The organism is Aureimonas sp. AU4, from assembly GCF_001463765.1.
In the GTDB taxonomy this organism is placed as follows: domain Bacteria; phylum Pseudomonadota; class Alphaproteobacteria; order Rhizobiales; family Rhizobiaceae; genus Aureimonas.
This window is the reverse complement of the sequence record NZ_BBWK01000043.1, coordinates 1-25,946: the sequence shown is the minus strand read 5'-3', so window position 1 is coordinate 25,946 and position 25,946 is coordinate 1. Positions and strand designations below refer to the sequence as shown.

Here is a 25,946-nt window from a genome sequence, read left to right as displayed (position 1 = left end):
TCGAGAAAACCGGATGGGGTCGGCCGGGCCGGGGTCAGACCGAGATGCGGAACACCGCGTAGGGCCGCTCGTCGGGCCGGAACCACCAATGCTGGACCTTGCCGCTCCAGACGAACTGCTGGCCGGTCACGAGGTCCTCGACCTTGACCGAGCCGTTGTCGGGCAGGTCGAACTCCCAGAGCGGCACCTCGAAATGCCCGCCCTGCGGATGCTGCGGATCGAGCGACACCATCACCAGCAGGAAGGAGGAGAGGTCCGGCGTGCGGCGACCGTAGTAGAGGATCTCGTCGTTCCAGAAGTTGTAGAACTCGAGATTACGGAAGTCGCGCAGCGCCGGCTCCGAGCGGCGGATGCGGTTGAAGAAGCGGATGTCCTCGCGGATGTTGCCGGGCGCGCGCCAGTCGAAGGCGCGGATCTCGTACTTCTCGGAGTTGAGATACTCCTCCTTGCCGGGCGCGAGCGGTTCGCTCTCGCACAGCTCGAAGCCGGAATAGACGCCGTAGTTGCCGGCGAGCGTCGCGGCCAGCGCCAAGCGCAGCTGGAAGCCCGGCCGCCCGCTCGTCTGAAGGAAGAGCGGGTTGATGTCGGGCGTGTTGACGAAGAAGTTCGGCCGCATGAACTCGGCGCACTCGGCCGTCGTCAGCTCGGTCAGGTACTCGCGCAGCTCCCACTTGCGGTTCCGCCACGTGAAGTACGAGTAGCTCTGGTTGTAGCCGACCTTGGCAAGGCGCTTCATGAGCTTGGGCCGCGTGAAGGCCTCGGCCAGGAACACGGCGCCGGGGTCGCGCTCGCGCACCTCGGCGATCATCCACTCCCAGAACGGGAAGGGCTTGGTGTGCGGGTTGTCGACGCGGAAGATGCGCACGCCCTTGTCGAGCCAGAACAGGACGACGTCGCGCAGCTCCAGCCAGAGCGAGGGGATCGCCCCTTCGGCGTAGAAGTCGACGTTGACGATGTCCTGGTACTTCTTGGGCGGGTTCTCGGCGTATTTGATCGAGCCGTCGGGCCGCCAGTCGAACCAGTCCGGATGCTCCTTGATCCAGGGGTGGTCGGGCGAGCACTGGATCGCGAAGTCGATGGCGATCTCGAGCCCGTGGTCGGCCGCGCGCGTCACGAGCCGCTGGAAGTCGGCAAACGAGCCGAGCTCGGGATGGAGGTCCTTGTGGCCGCCCTCCGCCGATCCGATCGCGTAAGGGGAGCCCGGCTCGCCCTCCTGCGCGGTGACGCTGTTGTTCTTCCCCTTGCGGTTGGTCTTGCCGATCGGGTGGATCGGCGGGAAGTAGAGGACGTCGAAGCCCATCTCCTCGATGTCGGGCAGGCGCTTGATGACGTCGTCGAACGTGCCGTGGCGGTTCACATCGCCCGACTGCGAGCGCGGCATCAACTCGTACCAGGCCGAGAAGCCGGCGGCCTCGCGGTCCACCCAGACCGGCACGTCGATCTCGAAGCGCGACAGGTTCTCGCGCACGCCCACCTCGCGCAGGAGGAGCGCGGTGTCGCCTTCCGTCATCGCCTCGTAGAGCGCCTCGCCGTCCCCCTTGGCGGCCAGCTTGTCGATGCGCGCGCGCAGCGCCTTGAGGCGCTTGGCGTCGTCCTTCGTGCCGCGGCCGGACGCGGCTGCCTTCTCCAGGAGGATCTGGCCCTCGCGCAGCTCCAGCGCGATGTCGACGCCGGCGACCCGCTTCTTCCTGGTGTCGCTCGCCCAGGTCGCGAAGACGTCGCGCCAGGCGATGATGGAGTAGCGGTAGGCGCCGGGCCGATCGAAGGTGACGCTCGCCGCCCAGCGGTCGTTCGCGATGAAGGTGAAGGGCGTCTCGCGCCAGTCCGTGTCGCCGGCCCCTCGCGTGATGAGCGCGGCGTCGATGATCTCGTGCCCGTCGGTGAAGATGTCGGCCGAGACCGTCAGCGTCTCGCCCGCCAGGCGCTTCACGGCGAAGCGCCCGGCGTCGATCATGGGCTCGACGCCCTCGATCGCGACGCGGGCCTGGGCCAGTTCGCGAATGCGCGCGATGGAGCCCTCGTTCGCGCCGGCCCCTTGCATCTTTCTGCGGGCCTTGGGCGCGGCGATCTCGACTTGGGACATGGGCGGACCTTTCCAGGCGGATTGTCTGCGGGTCTTGCGAGGCAGAGCGGGGCCCGGCACGGCGCGTTGCGTCCGCGCGACCCCCTGATGGCTCGGACGGGTCAGCAACGCCCGTCCGACGCCGGCCGTTCCGTCAGCCGAGGATCGTCTGACGCTGTTCGCCCAGGTGCGGGCTGCCGAGCGTGACGATGTCGCCCGCCTTCAGCCACTGCGGCGGCTTCATGCCGGCGGCGACCCCGGACGGCGTGCCGGTGGTCACCACGTCGCCGGGCTGGAGGGCGAAGAAGCGCGAGGCGTAGGACAGGATCTGCGGGACCGTGAAGATCATGTCGGCGGTCGAGCCCTCCTGCCGGCGCTCCCCGTTCACCGAGAGCCAGAGGTCGAGCCGGCCCGCATCCTCGATCGCGTCGCGCGTGACGAGCCAGGGGCCGAGCGGGCCGAAGCCGGGCGCGCTCTTGCCCTTGATCCACTGTCCGCCGCGATTCTTCTGCCACTGGCGCTCGGAGACGTCGTTGCACAGGCAGTAGCCGGCGACGTAGTCGAGCACCTTGTCCTCGTCCACGTTGTAGCAGCGCTCGCCGATCACGACCGCGAGCTCGACCTCCCAGTCGACCTGTGTGGCGCCCGGCGGATAGGAGATGTCGTCGCGCGGACCCGCGATCGAGGACACGGCCTTGTTGAAGAGAAGCGGCTCCTTGGGCACGTCGGAGCCGGTTTCGGCGGCGTGCTCGCTGTAGTTCCGACCGACCGCCAGGAAGTTGCGCGTGCCGGCCACGGGCGGCCCGAGGCGCTGGTTGGGGTCGATCTTGGGCAGCGAGCGCACGTCGAGGGCGCGCAGGCGATCGAGGCCCTGGCGCGAGAGAACCTCGCCGGCGATGTCGGGTATCTCGCCCGACAGATCCCTCAGATGGTTTTCGTCGTCGATGAGGCCGGGCTTCTCGGCCCCCGCCTCTCCGTAGCGCACCAGCCGCATGGGATCCCCTTCCAAGCTCGATCGGTCCGGCGCGGAAGATAAGGCTGGCGTCGGGCTTGTCGCCCCCCGGAACGCGCTTTTGTCAGCGCCGGTGGGCGAGGCGCCCGGCAAGGTAGGTCGCGGCCACCGCGCGGTCGTCGCCCATGGTGACGAGGGCGAAGAGTTCCTCCTCGAGGCTTTCGGCCCGCTCCATGCGCCGCCGCATGGCGGGCGTCGCGCCCGTGTCGACGAGCACGAGGTCGGCCTCGAAGCCGGGCGCCACCTGCCCGATCCGGTCGCCCCAGCCCAGCGCTTCCGCGTTGCCGGCGGTGATCATGTAAAGCGCGGCGTGGCCGGTCAGCTTCTGGTCGCGCAGCGCCAGGGCCTTGTAGGCCTCTGCCGCGGTGGCGAGCAGCGAGTAGGACGTGCCGCCGCCGATGTCGGTGGCGAGCCCGGTCCGCAGGCCGGCCGCCAGCGCCGCGTCGCGGTCGAAGAGCCCCGAGCCCAGAAAGAGGTTCGAGGTCGGACAGAAGATCGCCGAGGCGCCTTGGCCGGCCAGGCTCGCGCGCTCGCGCTCCGACAGGTGGATGCAGTGGCCGAACAGCGCGCGCGGGCGCACGAGGCCGTAGCGCTCGTAGACCGCCGTATAATCCTCGGCCCAGGGAAAGAGTTCGCGCACGAAGGCGATCTCGCCGTGGTTCTCGGACAGGTGCGTCTGGATGTGAAGGTCGGGATGATCGGCGGCGAGCTGGCCGGCCGCCTCCAGCTGCGCCTCGCTCGAGGTCGGGGCGAAGCGCGGCGAGATGGCGTAGGCGAGCCGACCGCGCCCGTGCCAGCGCCCGATCAGAGCCTTCGACTCCTCGAAGCCGCGTTCCGGCGTGTCGAGGAGCGCGGGCGGCGCGTTGCGGTCCATCATCACCTTGCCGGCGACGAGGCGCATGCCGAGCCGGTCCGCTTCCCGGAACAGGCTCTCGGCGGACTGCGGATGCGAGGTGCAGAAGGCGCTGGCGGTCGTCGTGCCGTTGCGCAGGAGCTCGGCCAGGAGGAAGCGCGCGGCCTCATCCGACACGGCCGGATCGCCGTAGCGGCTCTCCTCGGGAAAGGTGTAGCGCGCGAGCCATTCCATGAGCTGCGTGCCGTAGGACCCGATCACCTGCGTCTGCGGCATGTGGAGATGCGGGTCGATGAAGCCGGCCATCAGCAGGAGCGGCCGGTGGTCGGCGACCTCAAGCGCCGGATCGAGCGTGGGAAGAAGCTCGCTTGCCTCGCCGACGCGCTCGATCACGCCGTCGCGCACGACGACCAGACCGTCCTCGATGAAGCGATGCGCCCCCTCGCCCTCGCGCATCGGATGGGCGTGGTAGGTGAGGACGCGCGCGCGAATCGCCAGCGAGGCGCCGGCCAGGGTCTCAAAGGTCATGGAGCTCTTCCTTCAGGGGCGCCAGACGCCGTCGCCCGAACGCAGCCAGCGCGCGAGCGCCAGGCGCTCCGCCGGCTCGATGCCGGTGAGGTTGCCGGGCGGCATGGCGTGCGAGCGCACGGCCTGGTTCTCGATCAGCGAGGCGGCGAGCACGATGTCGCGACCCGATTCGAGAACGACGTTCTTGGGAGGATGCGCAAGGCCCGGCCAGAGCGGCTTCCTCGCATGGCACATGGAGCAGCGCGACTGGACGATGCCCTCGGCCTCGGCAAAGTGCGGCGAGGTCGCGAGCGCGAGCTCGGGGTCGGCGGGAAACTCCATCGCCGCCGCGTCCTCCGGCGTCTCGGCCGGCACCTCGGTCCAGCCCGGCGCGCCGGACAGAGCGATGATCACGGCGAACAAGGCGCCCGCCGCGCCCCAGCACCACCAGAGCTTGGCGCCGGTCTTGTGCATCGTGTTGAAGAAGTGGCGCACCAGCGCACCGATCACGAGCACGATGCCGGCGATCACCCAGTTCCAGCGCGTGGCGAAGACCAGCGGGAAGTGGTTCGACATCATCAGGAAGACGACCGGCAGGGTCAGGTAGTTGTTGTGGAGCGAGCGCTGCTTGGCCGCTGCGCCCAAGCTCGGGTCGGGCGAGCGGCCCGCTTTCAGGTCCGCCACCACGATGCGCTGGTTGGGGATGATCAGCATCGCGACGTTGGCGGTCATGATGGTGGCGATCATCGCGCCCGTGTGGAGCATCGCGCCCCGCCCCGAGAAGACCTGCGCGAAGACGAAGCTCGTCGCGACCACGTAGACGAAGAGCACGCCGAGAAGCGCGCTGTCGTTTCGCTTCAAGGACGACTTGCAGATCGCGTCGTAGACCACCCAGCCGAGGGCAAGGCCCGCGATGCCGATCAGCGTCGCGGCCCAGGGGGCGAGGTCGGCGCGCGCGGGGTCGATAAGGTAGAGGTCGGCGCCGAGATAGTAGACCAGGAACAGGAGCGCGAAGCCCGAAGCCCAAGTGGAGTAGCTCTCCCACTTGAACCAGGTCAGGTCCTCCGGCATGTGCGCCGGGGCCACCATGTATTTCTGGACGTGGTAGAAGCCGCCGCCGTGGACCTGCCAGGCCTCGCCGCCCACGCCCGTCATGGGCGCGCCGCGCGGGCGGCGCAGGCCGAGATCGAGGGCGATGAAGTAGAAGCTCGACCCGATCCAGGCGATCGCGGTGACGATGTGGGTCCAGCGCACGGCGACCTGGAGCCATTCGGAAGCGTAGGTCCACATGGGACACCTCGCGGCGCCGCCCCCTTGTCGCGAGCGCCGGTTCTGAGAGATCCGTGGAATGCCCTTTGGCGGCCTCTCGCCGTTCAGGAGACGGTGGGAGAAGCGGGCATGGAAAGGGCGGCGCTCGTCACGCCGCCCCCAAGATGCAGCATCGCCCGAGACCGGGCGACGCGCAAGGTCAAACCGGCAGGCTCAGTTGCGCACGCCCTGGACGTACCAGTCCATCTTCAGGAGGTCGGCATCCGGGATCACGGTGCCGGCCGCGATCTTCTCGGCGCCCGACTGGTCTATGAGCGGGCCGGTGAAGATCTTGTAGGTGCCGGCCTTGGTCTCGTCGACGACCTTCTGCGCGGCGTCCTTCACGTCGGCCGGCATCTTGTCGTTGAAGGGCGCCATGGTGACCTCGCCCTCCTTCATGCCGAGCCAGACGTCGTCCTGCTTCCAGGAGCCGGCCGCCACGGCCTCGACGCGGCTGACATAGTAGGGGCCCCAGTTGTCGACGATCGCCGTCATGTGGGCGTTGGGCGCGAAGCTCTGCATGTCCCATGCCTGGCCGAAGGCGATGGCGCCGCGCTTCTCGGCTTCCTGCAGGGGGCCGGGGCTGTCGGTGTGCTGGGTGATGACGTCGGCACCCTGGTCGAGTAGCGCCGAGGTCGCCTGCGCCTCCTTGGCGGGGTCGTACCACGAGTTCACCCAGACGACCTGCGTCTCGAACTTCGGGTTCACCTTACGCGCGGCGAGCGTGAAGGCGTTGATGCCCATCACGACCTCCGGGATCGGGAAGGAGGCGACATAGCCTGCCTTGCCTGACTTCGACATCATGCCCGCGATCGTGCCGAGCACGGCGCGGCCCTCGTAGAAGCGGGCGTTGTAGATGCCCATGTTTGGCGCGGTCTGGTAGCCCGTCGCGTGCTCGAACTTCACCTTCGGGAACTGCTTGGCGACCTTCAGCGTCGGGTTCATGAAGCCGAACGAGGTCGAGAAGATGATGTCGTTGCCGTCCTGGGCGAGCTTGCGGATCACGCGCTCGGCGTCGGGGCCTTCCGCCACGTTCTCGACGAAGGTCGTCTCGACCTTCGAGCCCAGCTTCTCGGAGAGGTACTTGCGGCCCTGGTCGTGGGCGAAGGAATAGCCGAAGTCGCCGACCGGTCCGACATAGACGAAGGCCGCCTTGACGGGCCGATCGGTGACCTGCGCGAAGGCCGGCATGCCGCTGAATGCGACAACAGTGGCGAGCGCTGCGCCTCCCAGGAGGACTTGTCGGCGGGTCATCAGGCTCATGTTCGGTTCCTTCTGGAGGGGAAGATGTCAGGCGCTCGCGCGGAACGGCTTGCCGAGGCACGCCGGCGCGGAGGCCGAGGACCGGGCGCGCCCCGACAGGAGCGCGAGGACGAGGATGGTGGCCAGATACGGAAGGCTGGTCAGGAACTCGGGAGCGAAGACGCTCCAGCCCGCCGCCTTGGCCTGCAGTTCCAGCGTGATCACCGCGCCGAAGAGGTAGGCGCCGAGCAGGAGCCGGCCGGGCCGCCAGGAGGCGAAGACCACCAGCGCGATCGCGATCCAGCCGCGCCCCGCCGTCAGCCGCTCGGCCCACATGGGCGTCAGCACGAGCGAATAGTAGCTGCCCGCCAGCCCCGCGCAGGCGCCCCCGAACAGGACGGCCATGTAGCGCACCGCGATCACGCGGTAGCCGATGGAATGGGCGGAGCTGTCGCTCTCGCCCACCGCGCGCAGGATCAGCCCGCCGCGCGTGTAGCGGAGGAACCAGGAGACGGCGAAGGTGAGGAAAAGCGAGAAGTAGACGATCGGCGAGTAGCCGAAGAGGATGCGCCAGAACGGGTCGTTCGCAAGGCTTGCGGGAAAGGGCGAGCCGAGCGTCGGCGTGGTGATGCCCACGAATCCGGCGCCGCCGAGCGCCGAGACGCCCGTGCCGAAGATCGTCAGCGCCAGCCCCGTCGCCACCTGGTTGGCGGTGAGCGTGAGGGTGAGGAAGGCGAAGATCAGTGAGACCGCGGCTCCGGCCACGACGGCGGCGAGCGCCCCGAGGGCTGGCGAGCCGGTGGTGACCGAGACGGCGAAGCCCGTCACCGCCCCGACCAGCATCATGCCCTCGACGCCGAGGTTGAGGACGCCGGACTTCTCGGCGACGAGTTCGCCGAGCGCGGCGAGAAGGATGGGCGTGGCCGACGCCACCACCGCCACGACGATCGCGACCGCAAGCTCCGGGCTCATAGCGCGGCCTCGCGGGCGCGAACCGGCTCGGGCTTGGGCAGCGGAGCGGGAAGCGGCGCGACGGGTCGCGCGCCGCGCGTCAGGCGGTATCGCACGAGGATGTCGACGCCGAGCAGGAAGAACAGCATCATGGCCTGGAACACGCCGATCGCGGCGGCCGGCAGGCCGATCGAGGTCTGCGCGCTCTCGCCGCCGACATAGGTCAGCGCCAGCACGAGCGCGGCGGCCACGATGCCGAGTGGGTGGAGCCGGCCGAGAAAGGCGACGATGATGGCCGTGTAGCCGTAGCCCGTCGGGAAGGCCGGCACCATCTGGCCGAAGGGTCCCGCCGCCTCCAGAACGCCGGCGAGCCCTGCCATGCCGCCACCGAACAACAGCGCCATCCAGACGACGCGCCCCTCGCGAAAGCCCGCAAAGCGCGCGGCCTGGGGGCTGAGGCCCACCACGCGGACCTGGAAGCCGGCGAGCGTGCGGGCGAGAAGCCCCCAGGCGACGAGCGCCAGCGCCAGCGCGATCGGAATGCCGATATGGATCAGGGTGCCCGGCACCGCAGTGGGCAGCGTCTGCGAGGCCGAGAACATGGCGGTCTGCGGGAAGTTGAACCCCATCGGGTCCTTCCAGGGCCCGCGCATGAGATAATAGAGAAGCTGGATCGCGACGTAGTTCAGCATCAGGGAGGACAGGATCTCCGAGACGCCGAGCCGCGTGCGCAGGAAGGCCGGGACGGCTGCCCAGATCATGCCGCCGAGGATGCCGCAGACCATCATCGCCGGCAGGATCCAGACCCCTTCCGCGTCCAGCGTCAGGAGCGCGAGACCCGTGCCTCCCAATCCGCCGAGCACGTACTGTCCTTCCGCCCCGATGTTCCAGACGTTGGCGCGAAAGCCGATCGACAGGCCGACGGCGATCAGCGCCAGCGGCGCGGCCTTCACCAGAAGGTCCTGCCAGCGGTAGCTGTCGAAGAGCGGCGAGACGAAGATCTCGCGCACCGCGCCGAAGCCGTCGTAGCCCAGCGCCGTGAAGACCACGGCGCCGACGATCAGTGTCAGCGCGACCGCCAGGACGGGCGTCAACCAGAGCATGAGGCGGCTCGGCTCGCGCCGCGGTTCGAAGCGCCAAGCTTTGTCGAAGCGAAGCGCGCTCATGCCGCCGCCTCGTGCGGCGTCTCGCCGTGGATGCCGCCCATCAGGAGGCCGACGCGCTCGATCGAGATGCCCTCCACCGGCATCGCCTCCGACAGGCGGCCCTCGTTGATCACGGCGATGCGGTCGCACAGCTCCAGGAGCTCGTCGAGATCCTGGCTGACCACGAGGATGGCCGAGCCGCGGGCGGCCAGGTCGAGCATGGCCTGCCGGATCTGCCCGGCCGCGCCCGCGTCCACGCCCCAGGTCGGCTGGGACACGGCGAGGACGGCGGGCTCCTGCGCGATCTCGCGCCCCACCACGAACTTCTGGAGGTTGCCGCCCGACAGGCTCGCGGCGGTGGCGCCGGGTCCCGTCGCCTTGACGCCGAAGGCGGAGATGACGGAGCTTGCGAAGCGCCGCGCGGCGGCAAAGCGCACGAGGCCGCCGCCGGACAGCCTGGCCCGCGCGCGCGCCGAGAGGATGGCGTTGTCGGTGAGCGAGAGCGCAGGGACCGCCGCATGGCCGTTGCGCTCCTCGGGCAGGGTGGCAAGGCCCAGACGGCGGCGCGCCGACACGCCGAGCCGCTCCGCCGCCTCTCCCTCGATGCGGATCGAACCCGTGACGCCGCTCGTCCGCTCGCCCGACAGCGCGGCGAGAAGCTCGTTCTGCCCGTTGCCGGCCACCCCCGCGATGCCGAGGATCTCGCCGCCGCGAACGGTGAGCGAGACATCGCGAAGGCTGGTGCCGAAGGGCGGCTCGCCGGGAGCCGAAAGGTTGGTGATCGCCAGACGCTCGGTGCCCTTCGCCGAGGCCTTGCGGGCGGTCAGCTGCTTGAGCGAGCCGCCGATCATGCGCTCGGCCATGGTGCGGGCCGTTTCCTCGCGCGGGTCGCAGGTGTCGACGACACGCCCGCCGCGCAGGATCGTCGCCGACTGGCAGAGCGCTTTGATCTCGGCGAGCTTGTGCGAGATGTAGAGGATCGAACAGCCCTCGGTCGCGAGTTGGCGCAGGACGCCGAACAGCGCCTCGGCCTCCTGAGGGGTCAGAACCGAGGTCGGCTCGTCCATGATCAGGAGGCGCGGACGGCCGAGCAGCGCGCGCACGATCTCGATGCGCTGGCGCTCGCCGACCGAGAGCGTGTGCACCTCGCGGTGCGGGTCGAGAACGAGGCCGTAGGTCTCCATGACCTCGCGCACCTTCGCCTCGAGCTGGCGGCGCGGCGGCGGGTCGTCGAGGCCGAGCGCGATGTTCTCCAAAACCGTCATCGCCTCGAACAGGCAGAAGTGCTGGAACACCATGCCGATGCCCGCGCCCCGCGCCTCGCGCGGCGAGCGGATGGCGGTGGCGCGGCCGTCGATGCGCACCTCGCCCGAGTCGGCGGATTGAACGCCGTAGATGATCTTCACCAGCGTCGACTTGCCGGCTCCGTTCTCGCCAAGCAGGGCGTGAATGCGTCCGGGATCGACGGAGAAGCTCACGTCGTCGTTGGCGACGACGCCCGGGAAGCTCTTCGTGACGTGGGACAGCTCAAGACGTGGCGGCATGAAGGGCTGCAGTGGATTGGTCGGAAACGTTATTGCATCCGTTTTGCGCAGGCGCAAAGCCTGTGCAGCGGTTTTCCCGCGATCGTGCGAAAGCGACGAGAATTTCCGCCGCAGCCAGCGCCGCGATCACGCTCGGGCGCTTGTCGCGCACGGCGGTGCCGCCGATCGGCAGCGTCAGGTTGCGCGCGTCATCCTTGCGCCCTTCCCCGGCCAGACGCCGCTCGAAGGTCCGGCGCTTCGTGGCGGAGCCGATCATGCCGACATAGGCCGCGTCGCCCCGCGCAAGGGCGGCGGCGGCGAGCAGGAAGTCGAGCCCGTGGTCGTGGGTCATCACGACGAAGGCGCTGCCCGGCTCCGCCGCCTCGATCGTCTCCTCGGGCAAGACGGTCAGCCAGCGATCCACCTCGGGCGGCAGAAGCGTGAGATGGTCGGCGCGCGTGTCGACGACGAGGAGGCGCAGCGGCAGCGGCTGGAGCGCGCGGGCCAGTGCCTGTCCCGTATGGCCCGCGCCGAAGACGAGGACGGCGGGGTCCCGCGCGCGCTCGGCCGCAAGCCGGGCCTCGCGCTCGGCCGCGACGCCCCTGGTGAGCCGGCGCACGAGCAAGGTGACATGCCCGCCGCAGCACTGGCCGATCGCGGGACCGAGCGGTACGGCCAGGCGCGAGGCGTCCTCGCCGGCCGCAAGCAGCCGGCGCGCCTCGATGATCCCTTCCATCTCCAGCGCGCCGCCGCCGACCGTGCCCTCGACGCCAAGGGCCGTCACCAGCATCGCCGCCCCCTCCTCGCGCGGCGTGGACCCGCGCGCGCGCTCGACCTCGACGAGGCAGGCGGGCTCGGCCCCTTGGAGCGCGCGGGCGAGGTCGGGCTCGCTCACCGACGCACCGCCTCGACCGCGTGAAGCAGGCGCTCCGGCGTCGCCGGAGCGTCGAGCGCGGGGAAGCGGCGGTAGTCGCCCGCCGCGAGCACGGCGTCGCCGAGCGCAGAAAAGGCCGAGAGCGCCAGCATGAAGGGCGGCTCGCCCACGGCCTTGGAGCGAAACACGGTCGCGGCCGGGTTGCGCCCCTTCTCCCAGAGGGAAACGCGCAGGTCGTCGGGCCGGTCGTTGGCGGTCGGGATCTTGTAGGTCGAGGGCGCGTGGGTGCGCAGGCGCCCGCTCGTGTCCCACCAAAGCTCTTCCGTTGTCAGCCAGCCCAGTCCCTGGATGAAGCCGCCCTCGATTTGGCCGAGGTCGAGCGCCGGGTTCAGCGACTGGCCGACGTCGTGGAGGATGTCGGCGCGGATGAGGCGGTTCTCGCCGGTCAGCGTGTCGATCACGACCTCCGAGCAGGAGGCGCCGTAGGCGAAGTAGTAGAAGGGCTTACCCTTCGCCTTATCGCGGTCGTAGGAGATGCCGGGCGTCGCATAGAAGCCGGTCGCCGAGAGCGAGACGCGCGCGAGATAGGCCTCGCCCACAAGGTCGCGGAAGCGCTTCTCCTCGGCCCCCAGCCGGACGCGGCCGGGCAGGAACTGCACCTCGTCGCGGCGCAGGTCGTAGCGCTGGCAGGCGTAGTCGGCGAGGCGCTCCTTCAAGGTGCGGCAGGCGTTCTGCGCGGCCATGCCGTTGAGGTCGGCACCGGATGATGCGGCGGTGGCCGAGGTGTTGGGCACCTTGGCGGTGGTGGTCGCGGTGATCTTCACCGATGCCAGCTCGACGCCGAACTCCTCGGCCACGACCTGCGCGACCTTGGTGAAGAGGCCCTGCCCCATCTCCGTACCGCCGTGGTTCAGGTGGATCGAGCCGTCCTTGTAGATGTGGACGAGCGCGCCGGCCTGGTTGAGGTGCGAGGTGGTGAAGGAGATGCCGAACTTCACCGGCGTCAGCGCCAGCCCCTTCTTGAGGACGGGGCTCCCCTCGTTGAAGCGACGCACCGCCTCGCGCCTCGCGCGGTAGTCGCTGGAGGCTTCGAGCTCCGCGACGATCTCGCCGATCACGCAGTCCTCGACGCTCTGGCCGTAGGGCGTCGTGCCGGGCTGGCCGCGTCCCATCGGGGCGTAGAAGTTGCGCTTCCTGACGTCCAGCGGATCGAGCCCGGTCTTAAAGGCGATGCGGTCCATCGCCCGCTCGATCGCGACCATGCCCTGCGGCCCGCCGAAGCCACGAAACGCGGTGTTGGAGACGGTGTGGGTCTTCAGGCGCCGCGAATGGATGCGCGCAGCCTTGAGGTCGTAGGCGTTGTCGGCATGAAACATCGCCCGGTCGGCGATCGCGCCCGACAGGTCGCGCGAGTAGCCGCAGCGCACGAGATGCCGGAAGTCGGCGCCATGGAGGCGCCCCGTCTCGTCGAAGCCGACGAGATAGCGCGTGCGCATCTCGTGGCGCTTGCCGGTCATCTCCATGTCGTCGTCGCGGTCGAGCCGGCACTTGGCCGGTCGGCCGGTGGCCTGGGCGACCAGCGCGCAGACGCTGGCAAACAGCGCGGGCTGCGATTCCTTGCCGCCGAAGCCGCCGCCCATGCGACGCACCTCGACCGTGACGGCGTGATCCGACAGGCCGAGGGCCTTGGCGACGTTGTGCTGGACCTCGGAAGGGTGCTGCGTCGAGGAGCGCACGAGGATGTCGCCGCCCTCCAGCGGCCAGGCATAGGCGATCTGACCCTCGAGGTAGAAATGGTCCTGCCCGCCGGTCTCGACCTCACCCTCGAGCGTGAGCGGCGCGGCGCGGATCGCGGCAGCGGCATCGCCGAGGCGCATCTCGTGCGGGTCGAGAAGGTCGCGTCCCGCCGCATCGGCGAGGCGAAGCGCCTCGTCGATCGTGACCGCAGGTTTCAGGTCCTCGTAGTCCACAACGGCGAGCTTGGCCGCCGCGCGGGCTTGGCCCACGGTCTCGGCCGCCACCGCGAAGAGCGGCTGGCCGACATATTCGACATGGGTTTCCGGAAAGATCGGATCGTCGCCGAAGACCGGCGAATAGTCGTTGACGCCCGGAATGTCGCGGGCTGACAGCACGCAGGCGACGCCCGGCGCCTGCCGCACGGCGTCGAGGTCGAGGCGCCGGAGCCTGGCGTGGGCGCGCGCGCTCATGGCGATGAAGACCTGGAGCGTGCCGGGAAGTTCGGGATCGTCGTCGGTGTAGAGCGCCTCGCCCGAGACGTGACGCGGGCCGGAATCGTGCGGCACCGGGCGCCCGACGCCGCCGCGCAGGCGCTGGGGATGGCGTACCGGGGGCTTTTCGCCCGGCGCCTCGGCCGGATCGATCGTGCCGGCCTCGCCGCGGTCCTGGATACGGGTCTCTTCCATGGCTCAGGCCACCTCGCGGATCCGGGTGGGAACGCTGCCTTCCAGCTCCAGGCGGAAGCGCTCGATGGCGTTGCCCGCGACAAGAAGGCGGTAGCCGGCGCTCGCCCGCATGTCGGTGAGCGGCTGAAAGTCCTCGGCCAGCGCCTCGGCCGCGTCGCGCGCGGCCTCGCGGTCGAAGCGGCGGCCGAGAAGCGCGGCCTCGGCGGTCGAGGCGCGGGCGGGCGTTCCGGCCATGCCGCCGAAGGCAAGCCGGGCTTCCGCGACGACATCGCCCTCGAAGCGCAGCTTGAAGGCGGCGAGCACGGCCGAGATGTCCGAATCGAAGCGCTTCGAGATCTTCGATACGGCGTAGCGCTCGGCCGGGTCGAGAAGCGGCACCTCCAGCGCCACCACGAACTCCGATGGCTGGCGGTCCTGCCGGCCATAGGCGAGGAAGAAGTCCTCCAGCGGCAGCTGGCGCATCGCGTCGCCCCGGCGAAGATGGACGCGCGCGCCGAGCGCGATCAGCGCGGGCGCAAGATCCCCGATCGGCGAGCCGTTGGCGATGTTGCCGCCGACCGTCCCGCTGTTGCGCGTCTGGTAGCCGGCAAAGCGGCGCATCAGCTCGTCGAGGTCGGGGTGGAGGCGGGCCAGATGCGGGCGCGCCTCGGCATGGGTGACGGCGGCGCCGAAGTAGAGCGCGTGCGGCCCCTCCTCGACATGCCGGAGGTCCGCGACGTTCGCGACGTCGATCAGGAGCGGCAACGCGCGGTGCCCCTTGGTGACCCAGAGCCCAACATCGGTGGAGCCTGCCACAAGCTGCGCCTCCGGGTGGGCGGCGTAGAGGTCGGCCAGCGTGTCGACGTCGCGCGGGGAGAGCCAGCGCCCGGCATGCGACCGGTAGTCGAACACCTCGTCACCGCGCATGGCCACGAGTTGCCGCGCCGTCGCGGCATCGGCCTCCGCCGTATCCGGCACCGGCACGTCGGCGAGATCCAATCCCGCATCGACGATCGGCCCGTAGCCGGTGCAGCGGCACAGGTTTCCCGAGACGAGATCCTTCACCGCCGCCCGGTCGCCCGCCGGAAGCGCGCCCCCGATCCAGCCGGCGTGAAGCTGCACCGCAAAGCCCGGCGTGCAGAAGCCGCACTGGCTGGCGTGATGCTCGACCAGGGCGCGCTGCACGGGATGGGGCGTGCCATCCGGCGCCTTCAGGCTCTCTACGGTCTCGACGCTCTTTCCGTGGAGCGCGGGCAGGAAGAGGATGCACGAGTTCACCGCGCGGCGTCGGAGCCCCCCCTCCCCGTCCGGCTCGGACAGGAGAACGGTGCAGGCGCCGCAGTCGCCTTCCGCGCAGCCTTCCTTGGTGCCCGTCAGGCGCTCGGTGCGGCGCAGGTGCTCGAGCACGGTCGCGGTGGGCGAGACGCCCTCCACCGTGCATTCCCGGCCGTTCAGGAGAAAGCGGATCGCGTCCATGCGTCAGCTCCCGCGATAGGTGGTATAGCCGAAGGGCGAGAGAAGCAGCGGCACATGGTAGTGCCGCGCCTCCGACAGGCCGAAGCGGATCGGGATCTCGTCCAGGAAGAGCGGGTCCGGCAGATCGCCGGCGTTGCGCCTGAGGTAGTCGCCGCAGCGGAACGTCAGCTCGTAGAGGCCGGGCCGGAAGCTGGCGCCGTCCAGAAGCGGTGCGTCGCAGCGCCCGTCGCTGTTGGTGCGGGTCTCCGCCAGCCGTTCGCGGCCGCCCGCCCCGTCCAGGCGGTCGAGCACGAGGTCGAGCCCCTCGGCCGGACGACCGCGCGCGGTGTCGAGCACATGCGTCGTCAGCCGCCCGCCCGCCATCCCGTCCGCCATGCGCCCGTCCTCCCTTGCGATTTTGACCCGTTGGTCAGGAGTTTGCACCCGCCGGCGACCCGGCGTCCAGTGGGTCAGGATCGGGCGGGCGATCGATGGGCGTGGGCCGAGGCTTGGAAAGCGGGCGGGCTTCGGTTTACCTCGTCACCTGCCTTTCGACCTCACGAGCTCCGCCGATGACCTTCTACCCCCGCGACATGCTCGGCTACGGCCGCAGGACCCCCGATCCCGCCTGGCCGAATCCCGGCGGGAGCGGACCGGCCCGGATCTGCGTCCAGTTCGTGGTGAACTACGAGGAGGGCGGCGAGAACGCGGTGATCCACGGCGACAAGGCCTCGGAGGCCTTCCTGTCGGAGATCGTCGGCGCCAGCCCCTGGGTCGGCCAGCGCCACATGAACATGGAGTCGATCTACGAGTACGGCGCGCGCGCTGGCTTCTGGCGCCTCCATCGCCTGTTCACCGAGCGCCGCCTGCCGGTGACCGTCTACGGCGTGGCCACCGCCCTCGAGCGTTCCCCCGAACAGGTCGCCGCGATGAAGGAGGCGGGCTGGGAGATCGCGAGCCACGGCCTCAAATGGATCGACTACCGCGACCACGCGCGCGAGGCCGAGCGCGCCGACATGGCGGAGGCCGTCGCGCTCCATGCGGCCGTCACCGGCGCGGCGCCGCTCGGCTGGTACACGGGGCGCTCGTCGGAGCATACGCTGGAACTCGCGGCGGAACGCGACTTCCTCTACGTGTCGGATGCCTATGCCGACGACCTGCCCTACTGGCAGGAGACCGAGACCAAGCCGATCCTCGTGCTGCCCTACACGCTCGACACCAACGACATGCGCTTCGCAACGCCCCAAGGCTTCAACGCGGGCGACCAGTTCTTCAGCTATCTCAAGGACGCGTTCGACACGCTCTACGCGGAAGGCGAGGCCGGCTCGGCGAAGATGCTGAACGTCGGCCTCCATTGCCGCCTCGTCGGGCGGCCGGGGCGCGCGGCGTCGCTGGCGCGCTTCCTCGACTACATCGGGTCCAAGGACGGCGTGTGGGTGGCCACGCGCGAGGCGATCGCGCGACACTGGCGCGAGCGCTTTCCCTTTGCTCCCCGCACCCGGCCGAGCCGCCTGGAGCGCCCTGTGTTCCTCGCGATGTTCGGCGGCGTCTTCGAGCATTCGCCTTGGGTGGCGGAACGCGCCTACGAGCGCGGCCTTGGCCCCGCCCACGACACGGCCGACGGCTTGGCGGCGGCGCTCGCAACCGCCTTCCGCCTCGCCTCGCCCGACGAACGGCGCGCGGTCGTCGAGGCGCATCCCGACCTTGCGGGACGGCTCGCGCTCGGCGGCGGGCTGACGGCCGAGTCGGCCGGCGAGCAGCGCTCGGCCGGGCTCGACCAGCTGACCGAGGACGAGCTTTCGCGCTTCACCGCGCTCAACACGCGCTATCGCGCCCGTTTCGGCTTCCCCTTCGTGGTGGCCGTGCGCGGCCTTTCCAAGCACGACATCCTTCGCCAGTTCGAGAGCCGCGTCGAAAACGACCCGGCCGCCGAGCTGGAAACCGCCGCGCGCGAGGTGGAAACGATCGCGCGCCTTCGCATCCACCAGATCCTCGGAGACCGTTCTTGAGCGACCGCTTCATCGCAGCCCAGCCTTTGCCCGAGGCGGACGCCCTTCTTCAGCGCTTCGTGGACCTCGCCCATCCCCGGCTCGGCACCGAGGTGACGTTCGCCACCGACGACTTCTTCGCCGACAAGAGCCGCATGATCGACCCGGCTCCGCCGGTCTTCTATCCCGACCGCTTCGACGACCACGGCAAGTGGATGGACGGCTGGGAGTCGCGCCGCAAGCGCGTGGCCGGCCACGACTGGGCGGTGATCCGCCTCGGCCGGCGCGGCACGGTTCACGCCGTCGACATCGACACGAGCTTCTTCACCGGCAACTTTCCGCCCGAGGCGATGGTCGAGGCCGCCGACACGGCGGGCGAGCCGGGCGAGGGCGACTGGCGCCCGCTCGTGCCGCGCTCCGCCCTGCAGGGCAACGGGCACAACCTCTTCACGATCGCCGAGCCCGCGCCCGCGCGGTGGCTGCGTCTCCATATCCATCCCGACGGCGGCGTTGCGCGCCTGCGCGTCTTCGGCACGATCCAGGTCGACTGGTCGGACGTCTCGGCCGAGGAGGAGATCGACCTCGCCGCGCAGGTCAATGGCGGCGTGCCGCTCGGCTGGAACGACGCGCATTACGGCCACCCCGCCAACATGCTGGCGCCCGGCCGCGCCCCGTTCATGGCCGATGGCTGGGAGACGGCGCGCCGCCGCCGGCCGGGCAACGACTGGAGCGTCCTGAAGCTCGGGACCGCCGGCACGATCCGGCATCTCCTGATCGACACGCGCCACTTCAAGGGCAACTATCCCGACCGCTTCTCGCTGCGCGCGGCAAGGCTGGACAGCGATCCCGCGCCCGCCGAGCTGGACGAGGTGTCGGCCCGCTGGCCCCTCCTCGTGCCCGAGACCAAGCTCGAGGCCGACGAGGAGCGCCGCATCGACCGGGTCGAGCCGCTCGGTCCCGTCACCCACGTGCGTCTCGACATCTTTCCGGACGGCGGCGTGTCGCGCCTGCGCCTTTTCGGGCGGCGCGCCCCGTGAGGCGCATCACGGCCCGGCCGCTCGACGCCGATGCCTTTCGCCCCTTCGGCGAGGTGATCGAGAGCGACAACGCCCGCTCGATCCGCCTCATCAACGGCGGCACCACGACGCGCTTCCACGAGGTGGCGCCGGTGGAGGTGGGCGAGGGTCGCGCGATCCTCTCGATCTTTCGCGGCAAGCCCTTCGCGCCGCCGGTCGCGATCCGGATGATGGAGCGCCACCCGCTCGGCAGCCAGGCCTTCGTGCCGCTTTCGCCGCACCCCTATCTCGTGGTCGTGGCGCAGGACGCGGGCGGCAGGCCGGGCGAGCCGGCTGCCTTCATGGCGCGGGCTGGACAAGGCGTCAGCTATCCGGCGGGCGCATGGCACCATCCGCTGATCGCGCTGGAGGAAGTCTGCGACTTCCTGGTCGTCGATCGCGAGGGCGACGGGGTCAACCTCGAGGAATACGCGTTCGGGGAGGGCTTTGAGCTCGTGCTTCCCTGAGGCGTCAGGCGGTCAGCGCCTCCGGCTCGTCCGCGCCGAAGAGCGCGTGGCGGTTGCGGCCGCGCCGCTTGGCCTCGTAGAGCGCGGCGTCGGCCGCGCGCATCACGGCGGTCGGCAGGGCCGACGTCACCTCGTAGGCGGCGACCCCGACGCTGACGGTCACGAAGCACCCCGTGTCGGGACGCTGGCCATGCGCGATGGCATGGGCCTCCACCGCCTCGACGAGCTGCGCGGCGAGCCTTGCCCCACCGTCCATGCCGCCTCCCCGCAGCACGACGGCGAACTCCTCGCCGCCATAGCGCGCGATCAGGGCGTCGCGTCCCGAAAGCTCTGCGGCCAGGATGCCGGCCACGCTTCGAAGGCAGCCGTCGCCAGCCGGGTGGCCGTAGGCGTCGTTGAAGCGCTTGAAGTGGTCGACGTCGATCATCAGCAGCGCATAGGGGATGCCGGCGGTGCGGGCTCTGGCATGGGCCTCGGCCAGCGCCTCGTCGAATCGGCGCCGGTTGGCAAGGCCCGTCAGCGCGTCGGTGGCGGAGAGGTCGGCGAAGGCGCGCCGCGCGGTCTCAAGCTCGCGCGCCTCGCGCGTGCGCAGCCAGACCTCGACGTAGCTCTCGCGATGCATGCGCTGGACCAACCAGTTGCTGACGAGAAGAAAGATCAGGGCGGTCAGGGTCTGGAGCGTCAGGGCCCAGCACAGTTCATGCGTGAGGATCGGCTGCGTCCAGATCGCCGCGAGTGCCAGCGGCAGGCAGAGCGCCGTGTAGAGAAGGGCCGCGGGAAAGCGCAGGACCAGAAGGACGCTGGCATAGACCACCGTCAGGAAGAAGTCGCTGAAGGAATAGGGCCCGAGGCTCGAGCGCGTCAGCCAGAACAGGAAGAGCGGCACGAGCGAGGCGCCGGTCATGGCGATCGCGACCAGCGTCTCGCGCAGCCGCGCGCCGAGATGCGGCACGGCCCCGATCAAGACGCCTCCCGCCGCCGTGACGGCGAGGCGCAGGATCGTCGGCAGCCAGCCGAGCTCCTGCATCAGGATGAAGTTCGACAGGTTGTAGAGATTGTAGAAGACGAGGCCGAGAACGATCGTGGCTCGCAGCTGGCGCACGCGCTGCCGCTCGGTGTCGCGCTCGAAGGCCTCGCGCGGGCCGGGCGGCAGGCCGAGCAACAGGCCGATCCCCGGCATGGTCGGCATGCCCTCGGGAGCGGTCATTGGCGCGTTCATGGCTCTGGACCCCGGCCGGACTCTTTGGCCGGCTCGGGATCGGTTCTAGGTTCCGCGGCGTAAAGGAAATCTCAAGCGGTCGCGCCGCATCGCGGGAACGCGCCTGCGTCAGGCGGTCGCAGGCTCGCGCAGCGCTAGCCCGCCTTGCGTCGCGAGGAAGGCCGTCACGGCGTCCAGGCCGACGCTTCGCGACAGGTCGCAGAAGGCGACCGGACGCTGGCCGCGCCCGCGCGCGGCGTCCTGCGCCATGCGATCGAGGTCGGCGCCGACATGGGGCGCGAGGTCGGTCTTGTTGACGACGAGAAGGTCGGACCGCGTGATGGCGGGCCCTCCCTTGCGGGGAATGTCGTCGCCCTGGCACACCGAGATCACGTAGATCTGCAGGTCCACGAGGTCGGGTGAGAAGGTGGCGGCGAGGTTGTCGCCGCCCGATTCCACCAGCACGAGGTCGAGGTCCGGGTGGCGCGCGCGAAGCTCGGCGATGGCGCGCAGGTTGAGCGAGGCGTCCTCGCGGATCGCCGTGTGCGGGCAGCCGCCGGTCTCGACGCCGATGACGCGGTCGGCCGGCAGCGCCTGCCGTCGCACCAGCGCCTCGGCGTCCTCGGTCGTGTAGATGTCGTTGGTGACGACGCCGATCGACACCCTGTCGCGCAAGGCGCGGCACAGGCGCTCGCAGAGCGTCGTCTTGCCGGACCCGACCGGGCCGCCGATGCCGACGCGCAAGGGGCCGTTGCGGCGGGGCGAAGCATGCGTCTCGGTCATGATCGGAAGAGCCTTGGTTGCAGGGTCTCGTGGCGAAGGGCGCAAAGGTCGGACAGGAGCGCGGCGGAGCCGAGGTCGGCGAGCGTCGAGGCGCCCGCGCGCCGGGCGGCATCGAGGATGGGAGTTTCCAGGTCGTGCTGCGCCTGCGTCACCGCCCCCTGCCCGAGCGGCACGAGACGAAGCCCGGCCGACAGGAGCGTCGACGAAAAGCCCTGCGCATAGGCGAGGAGCGCGGCGTCGAGGGGAATGGCGCGAGCCGCGCAGAGCCGCGCGACGGCGACCGGATAGGCCTCTTCCTCACCCTCACTCGGCCGTCCGGCCCAGGGTGCCGAGGCGCGGCGGAAGGCCTCGCCCAGGTCCAGCGTTTCGGCGCGGCGCGACTGCGAGCCGGCGAGCGCGAGGGCCAGCTCGGCCACCTCGCGCACGGCGTGGCCGTCGCCGGCGGCACAAGCCCTGTAGGCGGCCGCGAGAAGCACGAGGTCGTTCCAGCCGCTGCCTTGCGCGAGAAGCGCCGCGATCCAGTCGCGCGCCGCCTCGCCGTCGCGCACATGCCCCTCGCGCACCGCCGTTTCCAGCCCGTGCGACATGGCGAAGGCGCCGACCGGAAAGGCGGGCGAGAGCCAGGTCAGGAGCTGGACGAGGGCGAGGCCCCCGCCGCGCCCGGTGCCGTCAGTCGTGTCCATGATGGGGGTGGTGATGGCCGCCATGCGTTCCGCCATAGGCGCCGCCTTCCGGATCGAAGGCCGCCTCGACCGGCTCGACCTGCGCGCCGAGCTCGCGCAGCATGGCCTCCACCACGTGGTCGCGCCGCAGGAGAAGGCGGTCCGCCTCGATTTGGCAGGGAAGGTGCCGGTTGCCGATCTGCCAGGCGAGCGCGAGGAGGTGCGCCGCACCCTGCCCCGACACCGCCACGAGCGGCTCGGGCTTGGCGCGCACCTCCAGGAGGCGCCCGTCCGACAGGAGGATCGCGTCGCCCTCGCGCAGGCGATGCGCTTCGGGCAGGTCGAGCAGGAAGGCGATGCCGCCGTCCGAGACCATGGCCATGCGGCGGCGGTGGCGCTGCGCCTCGTCGAGGGTGATCGTGTCGGCCGCCGGTCGCTCCCAGGCGCCGCGCTCGATGATGGTGCCGGCCTCGATCACGCGGGTCGGCTCGCCGGGAAGGGGCGGACGGTCATGCAGCCTCCGGCAGGAAGTCGGGGTCCAGGATGTCTTCGATCGTGAAGGGACAGGCGTCGGGGAAGGCATCCGGCACCAGTCCCGTTTCCGCGACGGCGCGCAGCTTGGCCAGGGGATATTCCTCGGCCAGGATATCGCCGGGGTAGGATCGCAGGCGCGGATTCTGCCGCAGGCGCCGCGCGAGCCTCAAGCGCTGCTCGGCGATCGTGGCGCGCCCGCTGTTGGAACGTTCGGCGGGTTGGAAACGCCATGTCAGAAGATGCATCAGGAGAACGGCGAGACGGCTTTCGATCTCGTTGCGTTGCGAAGAGCCCAAGTCCTCGATCTCCTCGGCGGCATTCTCCCAGTCGATGTCGCCCCGGTTGTCGAAGGCGGCGCGCGCGCGCAGGCGCGCCGCCTGGTCCTGCGTCCAGGCGAAGAAGTCGCGTTCGTAGAGCGTGGGTTCGTGCGGAAGCGCCTTGGCCATGGGCTGAATCTAGAACAGGAAGTAGCGCTGGGCCATCGGCAGGACCGTGGCGGGCTCGCAGGTCAGGAGCTCGCCGTCGGCGCGCACCTCGTAGGTCTCGGGGTCGACCTCGATGCGGGGGGTGAGGTCGTTGAGCACCATCGAGCGCTTGCCGATGCCGCCGCGCGTGTTGCGGACGGGCACGAAGAGCTTCTCGCAGCCAAGCCGCGTGCGCAGGTCGTCCTCCATCGCGGCGCCCGACACGAAGGTGATGCCGCTCGCGCCCACCGCCTTGCCGAAGGCGGCGAACATCGGGCGGTAATGCACGGGCTGGGGCGTCGGGATCGAGGCGTTGGGGTCGCCCATCGGCGCGGCCGCGATGGTGCCGCCAAGCAGCACCATGGCCGGCTTCACGCCGAAGAAGGCCGGGTCCCAGAGCACGAGGTCGGCCCGCTTGCCGACCTCCACCGAGCCGACCTCGGCCGAGAGCCCCTGCGCGATCGCGGGGTTGATCGTGATCTTGGCGATGTAGCGGCGGACGCGCAGGTTGTCGTTGTCGCCGGTTTCGCCGGACAGGCGCCCGCGCTGCTGGCGCATCTTGCTCGCGGTCTGGAAGGTGCGGATCACCACCTCGCCGACGCGGCCCATGGCCTGGCTGTCGGAGGCGACGATCGAGAAGGCGCCGATGTCGTGCAGGATGTCCTCGGCCGCGATCGTCTCGCGCCGGATGCGCGACTCGGCGAAGGCGATGTCCTCGGGGATCGAGGGGTCGAGGTGGTGGCACACCATGAGCATGTCGAGATGCTCTTCCAGCGTGTTGGCCGTATAGGGCCGCGTCGGGTTGGTGGAGCCCGGCAGGACGTTGGGCAGGCCGCAGACCTTGATGATGTCGGGTGCATGGCCGCCGCCCGCCCCTTCCGTGTGGAAGGCGTGGATCGTGCGCCCGCGGAAGGCGTCCACCGTGTTCTCGACGAAGCCCGACTCGTTGAGCGTGTCGGTGTGGATCATGACCTGCACGTCGTGGTCGTCGGCGACCGTGAGGCAGCAGTCGATCGCGGCGGGCGTCGTGCCCCAGTCCTCGTGGAGCTTGAGCGAGGAGGCGCCGGCGCGGATCATCTCCACCAGCGCCTGCGGCCGGGAGGCGTTGCCCTTGCCCGCCAGCGCGAAGTTCATCGGCAGGCCGTCGAGCGCCTGGAGCATGCGCGCCAGATGCCAGGGCCCGGGCGTGCAGGTGGTGGCGAGCGTGCCGTGCGCGGGTCCCGTGCCGCCGCCGATCATGGTGGTGACGCCGGAATGGAGCGCGTCCTCGACCTGCTGGGGGCAGATGAAGTGGATGTGGCTGTCGATCGCCCCGGCGGTCAGGATCTTGCCCTCGCCCGCGATCGCTTCCGTGCCGGGGCCGACCACGATCGTGACGCCGGCCTGCGTGTCCGGGTTGCCAGCCTTGCCGATGGCGTGGATGCGCCCGTCCCGCAGGCCCACATCGGCCTTGTAGATGCCGGTATGGTCGACGATCAGCGCGTTGGTGATGACGGTGTCGACCGCCCCTTCCGCCCGGCTGAGCTGCGACTGGCCCATGCCGTCGCGGATCACCTTGCCGCCGCCGAACTTTACCTCCTCGCCGTAGGTGGTGAGGTCGCGTTCCACCTCGATCAGGAGCTCCGTGTCGGCCAGCCTCACCCTGTCGCCGACGGTGGGCCCGTACATGGCGGCGTAGCTGGCGCGGGAGATCGTCACGGGCATGGTGCGGCGCGGTCCTCGTTTCACGGCAGGGCAGCAAAGTCTAAGCGCACTCGCGGGGGCAAACGCAATCGCGAAGAATTGTGGGCGGCGGGCGCGCCCCTCTCGCGACCTTTCCGCGCCCGGCGCATTATCGCCTCATGCGCCCGCTTCTTCTCGCCCTCGGCCTCCTGGCGACGCCCGCCCTCGCCCAGCCCTACGGCTTCGGCCCGCCCGGCACGCCGGCCGGGTCGTCGATGAGCGGCGCGCGGATCGGCAACTACCGCTCGCCGCGCGCAAGCGTCGCGATCCCGGACGCGCCGGTCTTCGGCGACACGCCGGTGGAACGGGCCTACGGGCGGGACGTCGACGACTCGTTCCTGCGCCCGCGCGTGCCCAGGCCCGACGCAGACGGCACCTCCACGCGCCTGCGCGCGGCCGAGGGTCGCTCCACCCTCCAGCCCGACACGGCCGGCGACTTCGCGCGCTCCGACCCCTCCGTTCTCAACCGGAGCGGCGTCACGCGCCCGATCTCGCCGCCGCGCCGGGCGCGAATCGTTCCCAACCCGCATCGCTCGCGCTAGAGCCTGTCATGAACCCGACCCGAAGGAACCGTCCCGTGTCCCGCCTCCCGCTTTCCCTGGCCGTCTCGGCCGCGCTTCTCCTCGCCTCCCCGGTTCTGGCCCAGTCGCTCGGCGGCGCTGCGGGCGGCGGCAGCGCCGGGGGCTCCTCGCTCGGCGGGTCCGCCGGGGGCGGCGTCTCGCCGAGCCTTGGCGGCGCGTCCAACACGGTGGGCACGAGCGGCGGCGCGCTCGGCAGCAGTGCGACCTCGACGCAGCAGCGCGCCACGGCCGGCTCCACCACGATCAACTCGGTGAATGCCGACGCGGTGGCGCGCAGCGGCAACGTGGGCGCGGCGACCACGATCGGCGGCACCGGAACCACCGCCCTCGGAACCGGCACGGGCGGCTCCCAGAGCATTGCCGGAACCGGACCGGCGTCGCTCTACAACATCCCGCGCCCGCGCGTGAACGTCGACCTGTCGGGGATCCGCTCGGCGCTGCGCGCCGGGCCGAACGCGACGCCGGACGCACGCGGCAACTGAGGGCGGCGGGCTCCCCGAACGGAGCCCGCCCTCAAAGGTCGCCCGACACCTTCGCGTTGAAGCCGAAGACGCGACGATGGCCCGCGAAGGGCACGAGGCGCACGTCGCGCGCTTGGCCCGGCTCGAAGCGCACCGCGGTGCCCGCCGCGATGTCGAGCCGGAGACCGCGCGCGGCCTCGCGGTCGAAGCGCAGCGCCGGGTTGGTCTCGGCGAAGTGGTAGTGGGAGCCGACCTGGATCGGCCGATCGCCCGTGTTGGCGACCTTGAGCTCGATCGCCTCGCGGCCCTCGTTGAGCGTGATGTCGCCCTCGCGCGTCAGGATCTCGCCCGGAATCATCAGTCAGTCCCTCGTCAAACGTTCCCGCCCGCCCTGCGTGCAGCGCAAGGCTGGCATGGGGCGGGCGCGGCCGCAACCGGCGGGATCGCGCGAAACTTGACGGCGCGCAATGCGTTAACCGCGCAGATCGGATGACATCGTCCCGTATCGCCCGCGCAATCGGAACGAAACCTGTGCGGGCTAGAAAGCCGAAGACAGAACGAGACGGCCGGCGGGTAACACCCGAACAGGCCGCGTCACCAACAGGGTTCGACACGCCATGCTCTCTCACGCGAAAGGAACCGTGCTTCTGGCCGGTGCCGTCGCGGCGGTCCTGGTCACCGCCGCGCCGGCGGGAAC

Annotated in this window: 24 protein-coding genes; 5 read left to right on the top strand and 19 right to left on the bottom strand. The window is 70.5% G+C overall.

From position 1 onward, the window contains the following. Positions 1 to 34 precede the first annotated feature (34 nt). The 12 genes from AUL35_RS13420 to uraH form a co-directional block, all read right to left on the bottom strand. Entirely contained in the window at positions 35 to 2,083 is a 2,049-nt protein-coding gene (locus AUL35_RS13420; RefSeq protein ID WP_082666320.1) for an alpha-1,4-glucan--maltose-1-phosphate maltosyltransferase, read from the bottom strand. A gap of 133 nt (positions 2,084 to 2,216) precedes the next feature. Next, positions 2,217 to 3,056, bottom strand: coding sequence for a fumarylacetoacetate hydrolase family protein (locus AUL35_RS13415; protein WP_062015587.1), 840 nt, complete (start codon positions 3,054 to 3,056; stop codon positions 2,217 to 2,219). A gap of 82 nt (positions 3,057 to 3,138) precedes the next feature. Then, on the bottom strand, positions 3,139 to 4,455 hold the full coding sequence (gene guaD / locus AUL35_RS13410) for a guanine deaminase (RefSeq protein WP_062015585.1): 1,317 nt from the start codon (positions 4,453 to 4,455) through the stop codon (positions 3,139 to 3,141). Positions 4,456 to 4,467: 12 nt separating this feature from the next. Next, a complete protein-coding gene (locus AUL35_RS13405) occupies positions 4,468 to 5,724 on the bottom strand; it encodes a urate hydroxylase PuuD (RefSeq protein WP_062015584.1) in 1,257 nt (418 codons plus the stop codon). A gap of 192 nt (positions 5,725 to 5,916) precedes the next feature. Continuing rightward, the gene (locus tag AUL35_RS13400) at positions 5,917 to 7,005 is read right to left on the bottom strand and encodes a BMP family ABC transporter substrate-binding protein (protein ID WP_062015582.1); all 1,089 of its coding nucleotides are present in this window, start codon (positions 7,003 to 7,005) and stop codon (positions 5,917 to 5,919) included. Between the two features lie 27 nt (positions 7,006 to 7,032). Next, on the bottom strand, positions 7,033 to 7,956 hold the full coding sequence (locus tag AUL35_RS13395; protein WP_062015580.1) for an ABC transporter permease: 924 nt from the start codon (positions 7,954 to 7,956) through the stop codon (positions 7,033 to 7,035). Next, the gene (locus AUL35_RS13390; protein WP_062015578.1) at positions 7,953 to 9,101 is read right to left on the bottom strand and encodes an ABC transporter permease; all 1,149 of its coding nucleotides are present in this window, start codon (positions 9,099 to 9,101) and stop codon (positions 7,953 to 7,955) included. Before AUL35_RS13390 ends, AUL35_RS13395 begins: the two co-directional genes overlap by 4 nt. Further along, complete coding sequence (locus AUL35_RS13385) at positions 9,098 to 10,624, bottom strand: ABC transporter ATP-binding protein (RefSeq protein ID WP_062015576.1); 1,527 nt, start codon at positions 10,622 to 10,624, stop codon at positions 9,098 to 9,100. Before AUL35_RS13385 ends, AUL35_RS13390 begins: the two co-directional genes overlap by 4 nt. Then, positions 10,608 to 11,498 (bottom strand): xanthine dehydrogenase accessory protein XdhC, encoded by an 891-nt coding sequence (xdhC, locus tag AUL35_RS13380; RefSeq protein ID WP_062015574.1) that lies wholly within the window; start codon positions 11,496 to 11,498, stop codon positions 10,608 to 10,610. Before xdhC ends, AUL35_RS13385 begins: the two co-directional genes overlap by 17 nt. After that, positions 11,495 to 13,900, bottom strand: coding sequence for a xanthine dehydrogenase molybdopterin binding subunit (xdhB, locus tag AUL35_RS13375; RefSeq protein WP_082666319.1), 2,406 nt, complete (start codon positions 13,898 to 13,900; stop codon positions 11,495 to 11,497). Before xdhB ends, xdhC begins: the two co-directional genes overlap by 4 nt. Positions 13,901 to 13,903: 3 nt before the next feature. Beyond that, positions 13,904 to 15,355 carry a xanthine dehydrogenase small subunit gene (gene xdhA / locus AUL35_RS13370; RefSeq protein WP_062015572.1) on the bottom strand — a complete coding sequence of 484 codons (1,452 nt, stop codon included), beginning with the start codon at positions 15,353 to 15,355 and terminating at the stop codon, positions 13,904 to 13,906. 3 nt (positions 15,356 to 15,358) lie between these two features. Beyond that, positions 15,359 to 15,730 (bottom strand): hydroxyisourate hydrolase, encoded by a 372-nt coding sequence (uraH, locus tag AUL35_RS13365; protein ID WP_062015569.1) that lies wholly within the window; start codon positions 15,728 to 15,730, stop codon positions 15,359 to 15,361. A 176-nt stretch (positions 15,731 to 15,906) separates the two neighbouring features. Between uraH and puuE the strand changes: the two genes are divergently transcribed. The 3 genes from puuE to AUL35_RS13350 are packed head-to-tail and all read left to right on the top strand — an operon-like array spanning position 15,907 to position 18,844. Then, positions 15,907 to 17,343, top strand: a complete 1,437-nt coding sequence (puuE, locus tag AUL35_RS13360; protein ID WP_062015567.1) for an allantoinase PuuE — start codon at positions 15,907 to 15,909, stop codon at positions 17,341 to 17,343. After that, the gene (gene alc / locus AUL35_RS13355; RefSeq protein ID WP_082666318.1) at positions 17,340 to 18,359 is read left to right on the top strand and encodes an allantoicase; all 1,020 of its coding nucleotides are present in this window, start codon (positions 17,340 to 17,342) and stop codon (positions 18,357 to 18,359) included. The genes puuE and alc overlap by 4 nt, the downstream gene beginning before the upstream one ends. Further along, positions 18,356 to 18,844 (top strand): ureidoglycolate lyase, encoded by a 489-nt coding sequence (locus AUL35_RS13350; RefSeq protein WP_062015565.1) that lies wholly within the window; start codon positions 18,356 to 18,358, stop codon positions 18,842 to 18,844. The genes alc and AUL35_RS13350 overlap by 4 nt, the downstream gene beginning before the upstream one ends. 4 nt (positions 18,845 to 18,848) lie before the next feature. Here AUL35_RS13350 and AUL35_RS13345 read toward each other — a convergent pair whose 3' ends face one another. The 6 genes from AUL35_RS13345 to ureC all read right to left on the bottom strand — a co-directional run bounded on the left by AUL35_RS13345 (position 18,849) and on the right by ureC (position 24,189). Beyond that, positions 18,849 to 20,063 carry a diguanylate cyclase gene (locus AUL35_RS13345; protein WP_156417986.1) on the bottom strand — a complete coding sequence of 405 codons (1,215 nt, stop codon included), beginning with the start codon at positions 20,061 to 20,063 and terminating at the stop codon, positions 18,849 to 18,851. 108 nt (positions 20,064 to 20,171) lie between these two features. Next, complete coding sequence (ureG, locus tag AUL35_RS13340; RefSeq protein ID WP_062015561.1) at positions 20,172 to 20,825, bottom strand: urease accessory protein UreG; 654 nt, start codon at positions 20,823 to 20,825, stop codon at positions 20,172 to 20,174. Beyond that, positions 20,822 to 21,532, bottom strand: coding sequence for an urease accessory protein UreF (locus AUL35_RS13335; RefSeq protein WP_244493771.1), 711 nt, complete (start codon positions 21,530 to 21,532; stop codon positions 20,822 to 20,824). The genes ureG and AUL35_RS13335 overlap by 4 nt, the downstream gene beginning before the upstream one ends. Then, positions 21,495 to 21,965, bottom strand: a complete 471-nt coding sequence (locus AUL35_RS13330) for an urease accessory protein UreE (protein ID WP_062015559.1) — start codon at positions 21,963 to 21,965, stop codon at positions 21,495 to 21,497. Before AUL35_RS13330 ends, AUL35_RS13335 begins: the two co-directional genes overlap by 38 nt. Positions 21,966 to 21,996: 31 nt before the next feature. Then, positions 21,997 to 22,467, bottom strand: a complete 471-nt coding sequence (locus tag AUL35_RS13325) for a DUF29 domain-containing protein (protein WP_062015558.1) — start codon at positions 22,465 to 22,467, stop codon at positions 21,997 to 21,999. A 9-nt stretch (positions 22,468 to 22,476) separates the two neighbouring features. After that, complete coding sequence (gene ureC / locus AUL35_RS13320; RefSeq protein WP_062015556.1) at positions 22,477 to 24,189, bottom strand: urease subunit alpha; 1,713 nt, start codon at positions 24,187 to 24,189, stop codon at positions 22,477 to 22,479. A 137-nt stretch (positions 24,190 to 24,326) separates the two neighbouring features. On the opposite strand from ureC, the gene AUL35_RS13315 reads away from it, so the two are divergent. Both AUL35_RS13315 and AUL35_RS13310 read left to right on the top strand, forming a co-directional pair. Further along, positions 24,327 to 24,749, top strand: coding sequence for a hypothetical protein (locus AUL35_RS13315; RefSeq protein WP_156417985.1), 423 nt, complete (start codon positions 24,327 to 24,329; stop codon positions 24,747 to 24,749). 35 nt (positions 24,750 to 24,784) lie between these two features. Further along, positions 24,785 to 25,270: a hypothetical protein gene (locus AUL35_RS13310; protein WP_062015552.1), complete on the top strand. Its 486-nt coding sequence runs from the start codon at positions 24,785 to 24,787 to the stop codon at positions 25,268 to 25,270. Positions 25,271 to 25,301: 31 nt separating this feature from the next. On the opposite strand, the gene AUL35_RS13305 is transcribed toward AUL35_RS13310, so the two are convergent. Further along, a complete protein-coding gene (locus tag AUL35_RS13305; protein ID WP_062015550.1) occupies positions 25,302 to 25,607 on the bottom strand; it encodes an urease subunit beta in 306 nt (101 codons plus the stop codon). Positions 25,608 to 25,946: the final 339 nt, after the last annotated feature.

What these genes read in the sequence shown, in the direction of transcription:
- AUL35_RS13405 (WP_062015584.1), bottom strand. Translation starts at nt 5,724, where the DNA reads ATGTGGACCTACGCTTCCGAATGGCTCCAGGTCGCCGTGCGCTGGACC.
- AUL35_RS13390 (WP_062015578.1), bottom strand. Translation starts at nt 9,101, where the DNA reads ATGAGCGCGCTTCGCTTCGACAAAGCTTGGCGCTTCGAACCGCGGCGC.
- AUL35_RS13415 (WP_062015587.1), bottom strand. Translation starts at nt 3,056, where the DNA reads ATGCGGCTGGTGCGCTACGGAGAGGCGGGGGCCGAGAAGCCCGGCCTC.
- uraH (WP_062015569.1), bottom strand. Translation starts at nt 15,730, where the DNA reads ATGGCGGACGGGATGGCGGGCGGGCGGCTGACGACGCATGTGCTCGAC.
- AUL35_RS13315 (WP_156417985.1), top strand. Translation starts at nt 24,327, where the DNA reads ATGCGCCCGCTTCTTCTCGCCCTCGGCCTCCTGGCGACGCCCGCCCTC.
- AUL35_RS13335 (WP_244493771.1), bottom strand. Translation starts at nt 21,532, where the DNA reads ATGGCGGCCATCACCACCCCCATCATGGACACGACTGACGGCACCGGG.
- ureG (WP_062015561.1), bottom strand. Translation starts at nt 20,825, where the DNA reads ATGACCGAGACGCATGCTTCGCCCCGCCGCAACGGCCCCTTGCGCGTC.
- AUL35_RS13395 (WP_062015580.1), bottom strand. Translation starts at nt 7,956, where the DNA reads ATGAGCCCGGAGCTTGCGGTCGCGATCGTCGTGGCGGTGGTGGCGTCG.
- guaD (WP_062015585.1), bottom strand. Translation starts at nt 4,455, where the DNA reads ATGACCTTTGAGACCCTGGCCGGCGCCTCGCTGGCGATTCGCGCGCGC.
- xdhA (WP_062015572.1), bottom strand. Translation starts at nt 15,355, where the DNA reads ATGGACGCGATCCGCTTTCTCCTGAACGGCCGGGAATGCACGGTGGAG.
- puuE (WP_062015567.1), top strand. Translation starts at nt 15,907, where the DNA reads ATGACCTTCTACCCCCGCGACATGCTCGGCTACGGCCGCAGGACCCCC.
- AUL35_RS13345 (WP_156417986.1), bottom strand. Translation starts at nt 20,063, where the DNA reads ATGAACGCGCCAATGACCGCTCCCGAGGGCATGCCGACCATGCCGGGG.
- AUL35_RS13385 (WP_062015576.1), bottom strand. Translation starts at nt 10,624, where the DNA reads ATGCCGCCACGTCTTGAGCTGTCCCACGTCACGAAGAGCTTCCCGGGC.
- AUL35_RS13420 (WP_082666320.1), bottom strand. Translation starts at nt 2,083, where the DNA reads ATGTCCCAAGTCGAGATCGCCGCGCCCAAGGCCCGCAGAAAGATGCAA.
- ureC (WP_062015556.1), bottom strand. Translation starts at nt 24,189, where the DNA reads ATGCCCGTGACGATCTCCCGCGCCAGCTACGCCGCCATGTACGGGCCC.
- AUL35_RS13400 (WP_062015582.1), bottom strand. Translation starts at nt 7,005, where the DNA reads ATGAGCCTGATGACCCGCCGACAAGTCCTCCTGGGAGGCGCAGCGCTC.
- xdhB (WP_082666319.1), bottom strand. Translation starts at nt 13,900, where the DNA reads ATGGAAGAGACCCGTATCCAGGACCGCGGCGAGGCCGGCACGATCGAT.
- AUL35_RS13325 (WP_062015558.1), bottom strand. Translation starts at nt 22,467, where the DNA reads ATGGCCAAGGCGCTTCCGCACGAACCCACGCTCTACGAACGCGACTTC.
- AUL35_RS13305 (WP_062015550.1), bottom strand. Translation starts at nt 25,607, where the DNA reads ATGATTCCGGGCGAGATCCTGACGCGCGAGGGCGACATCACGCTCAAC.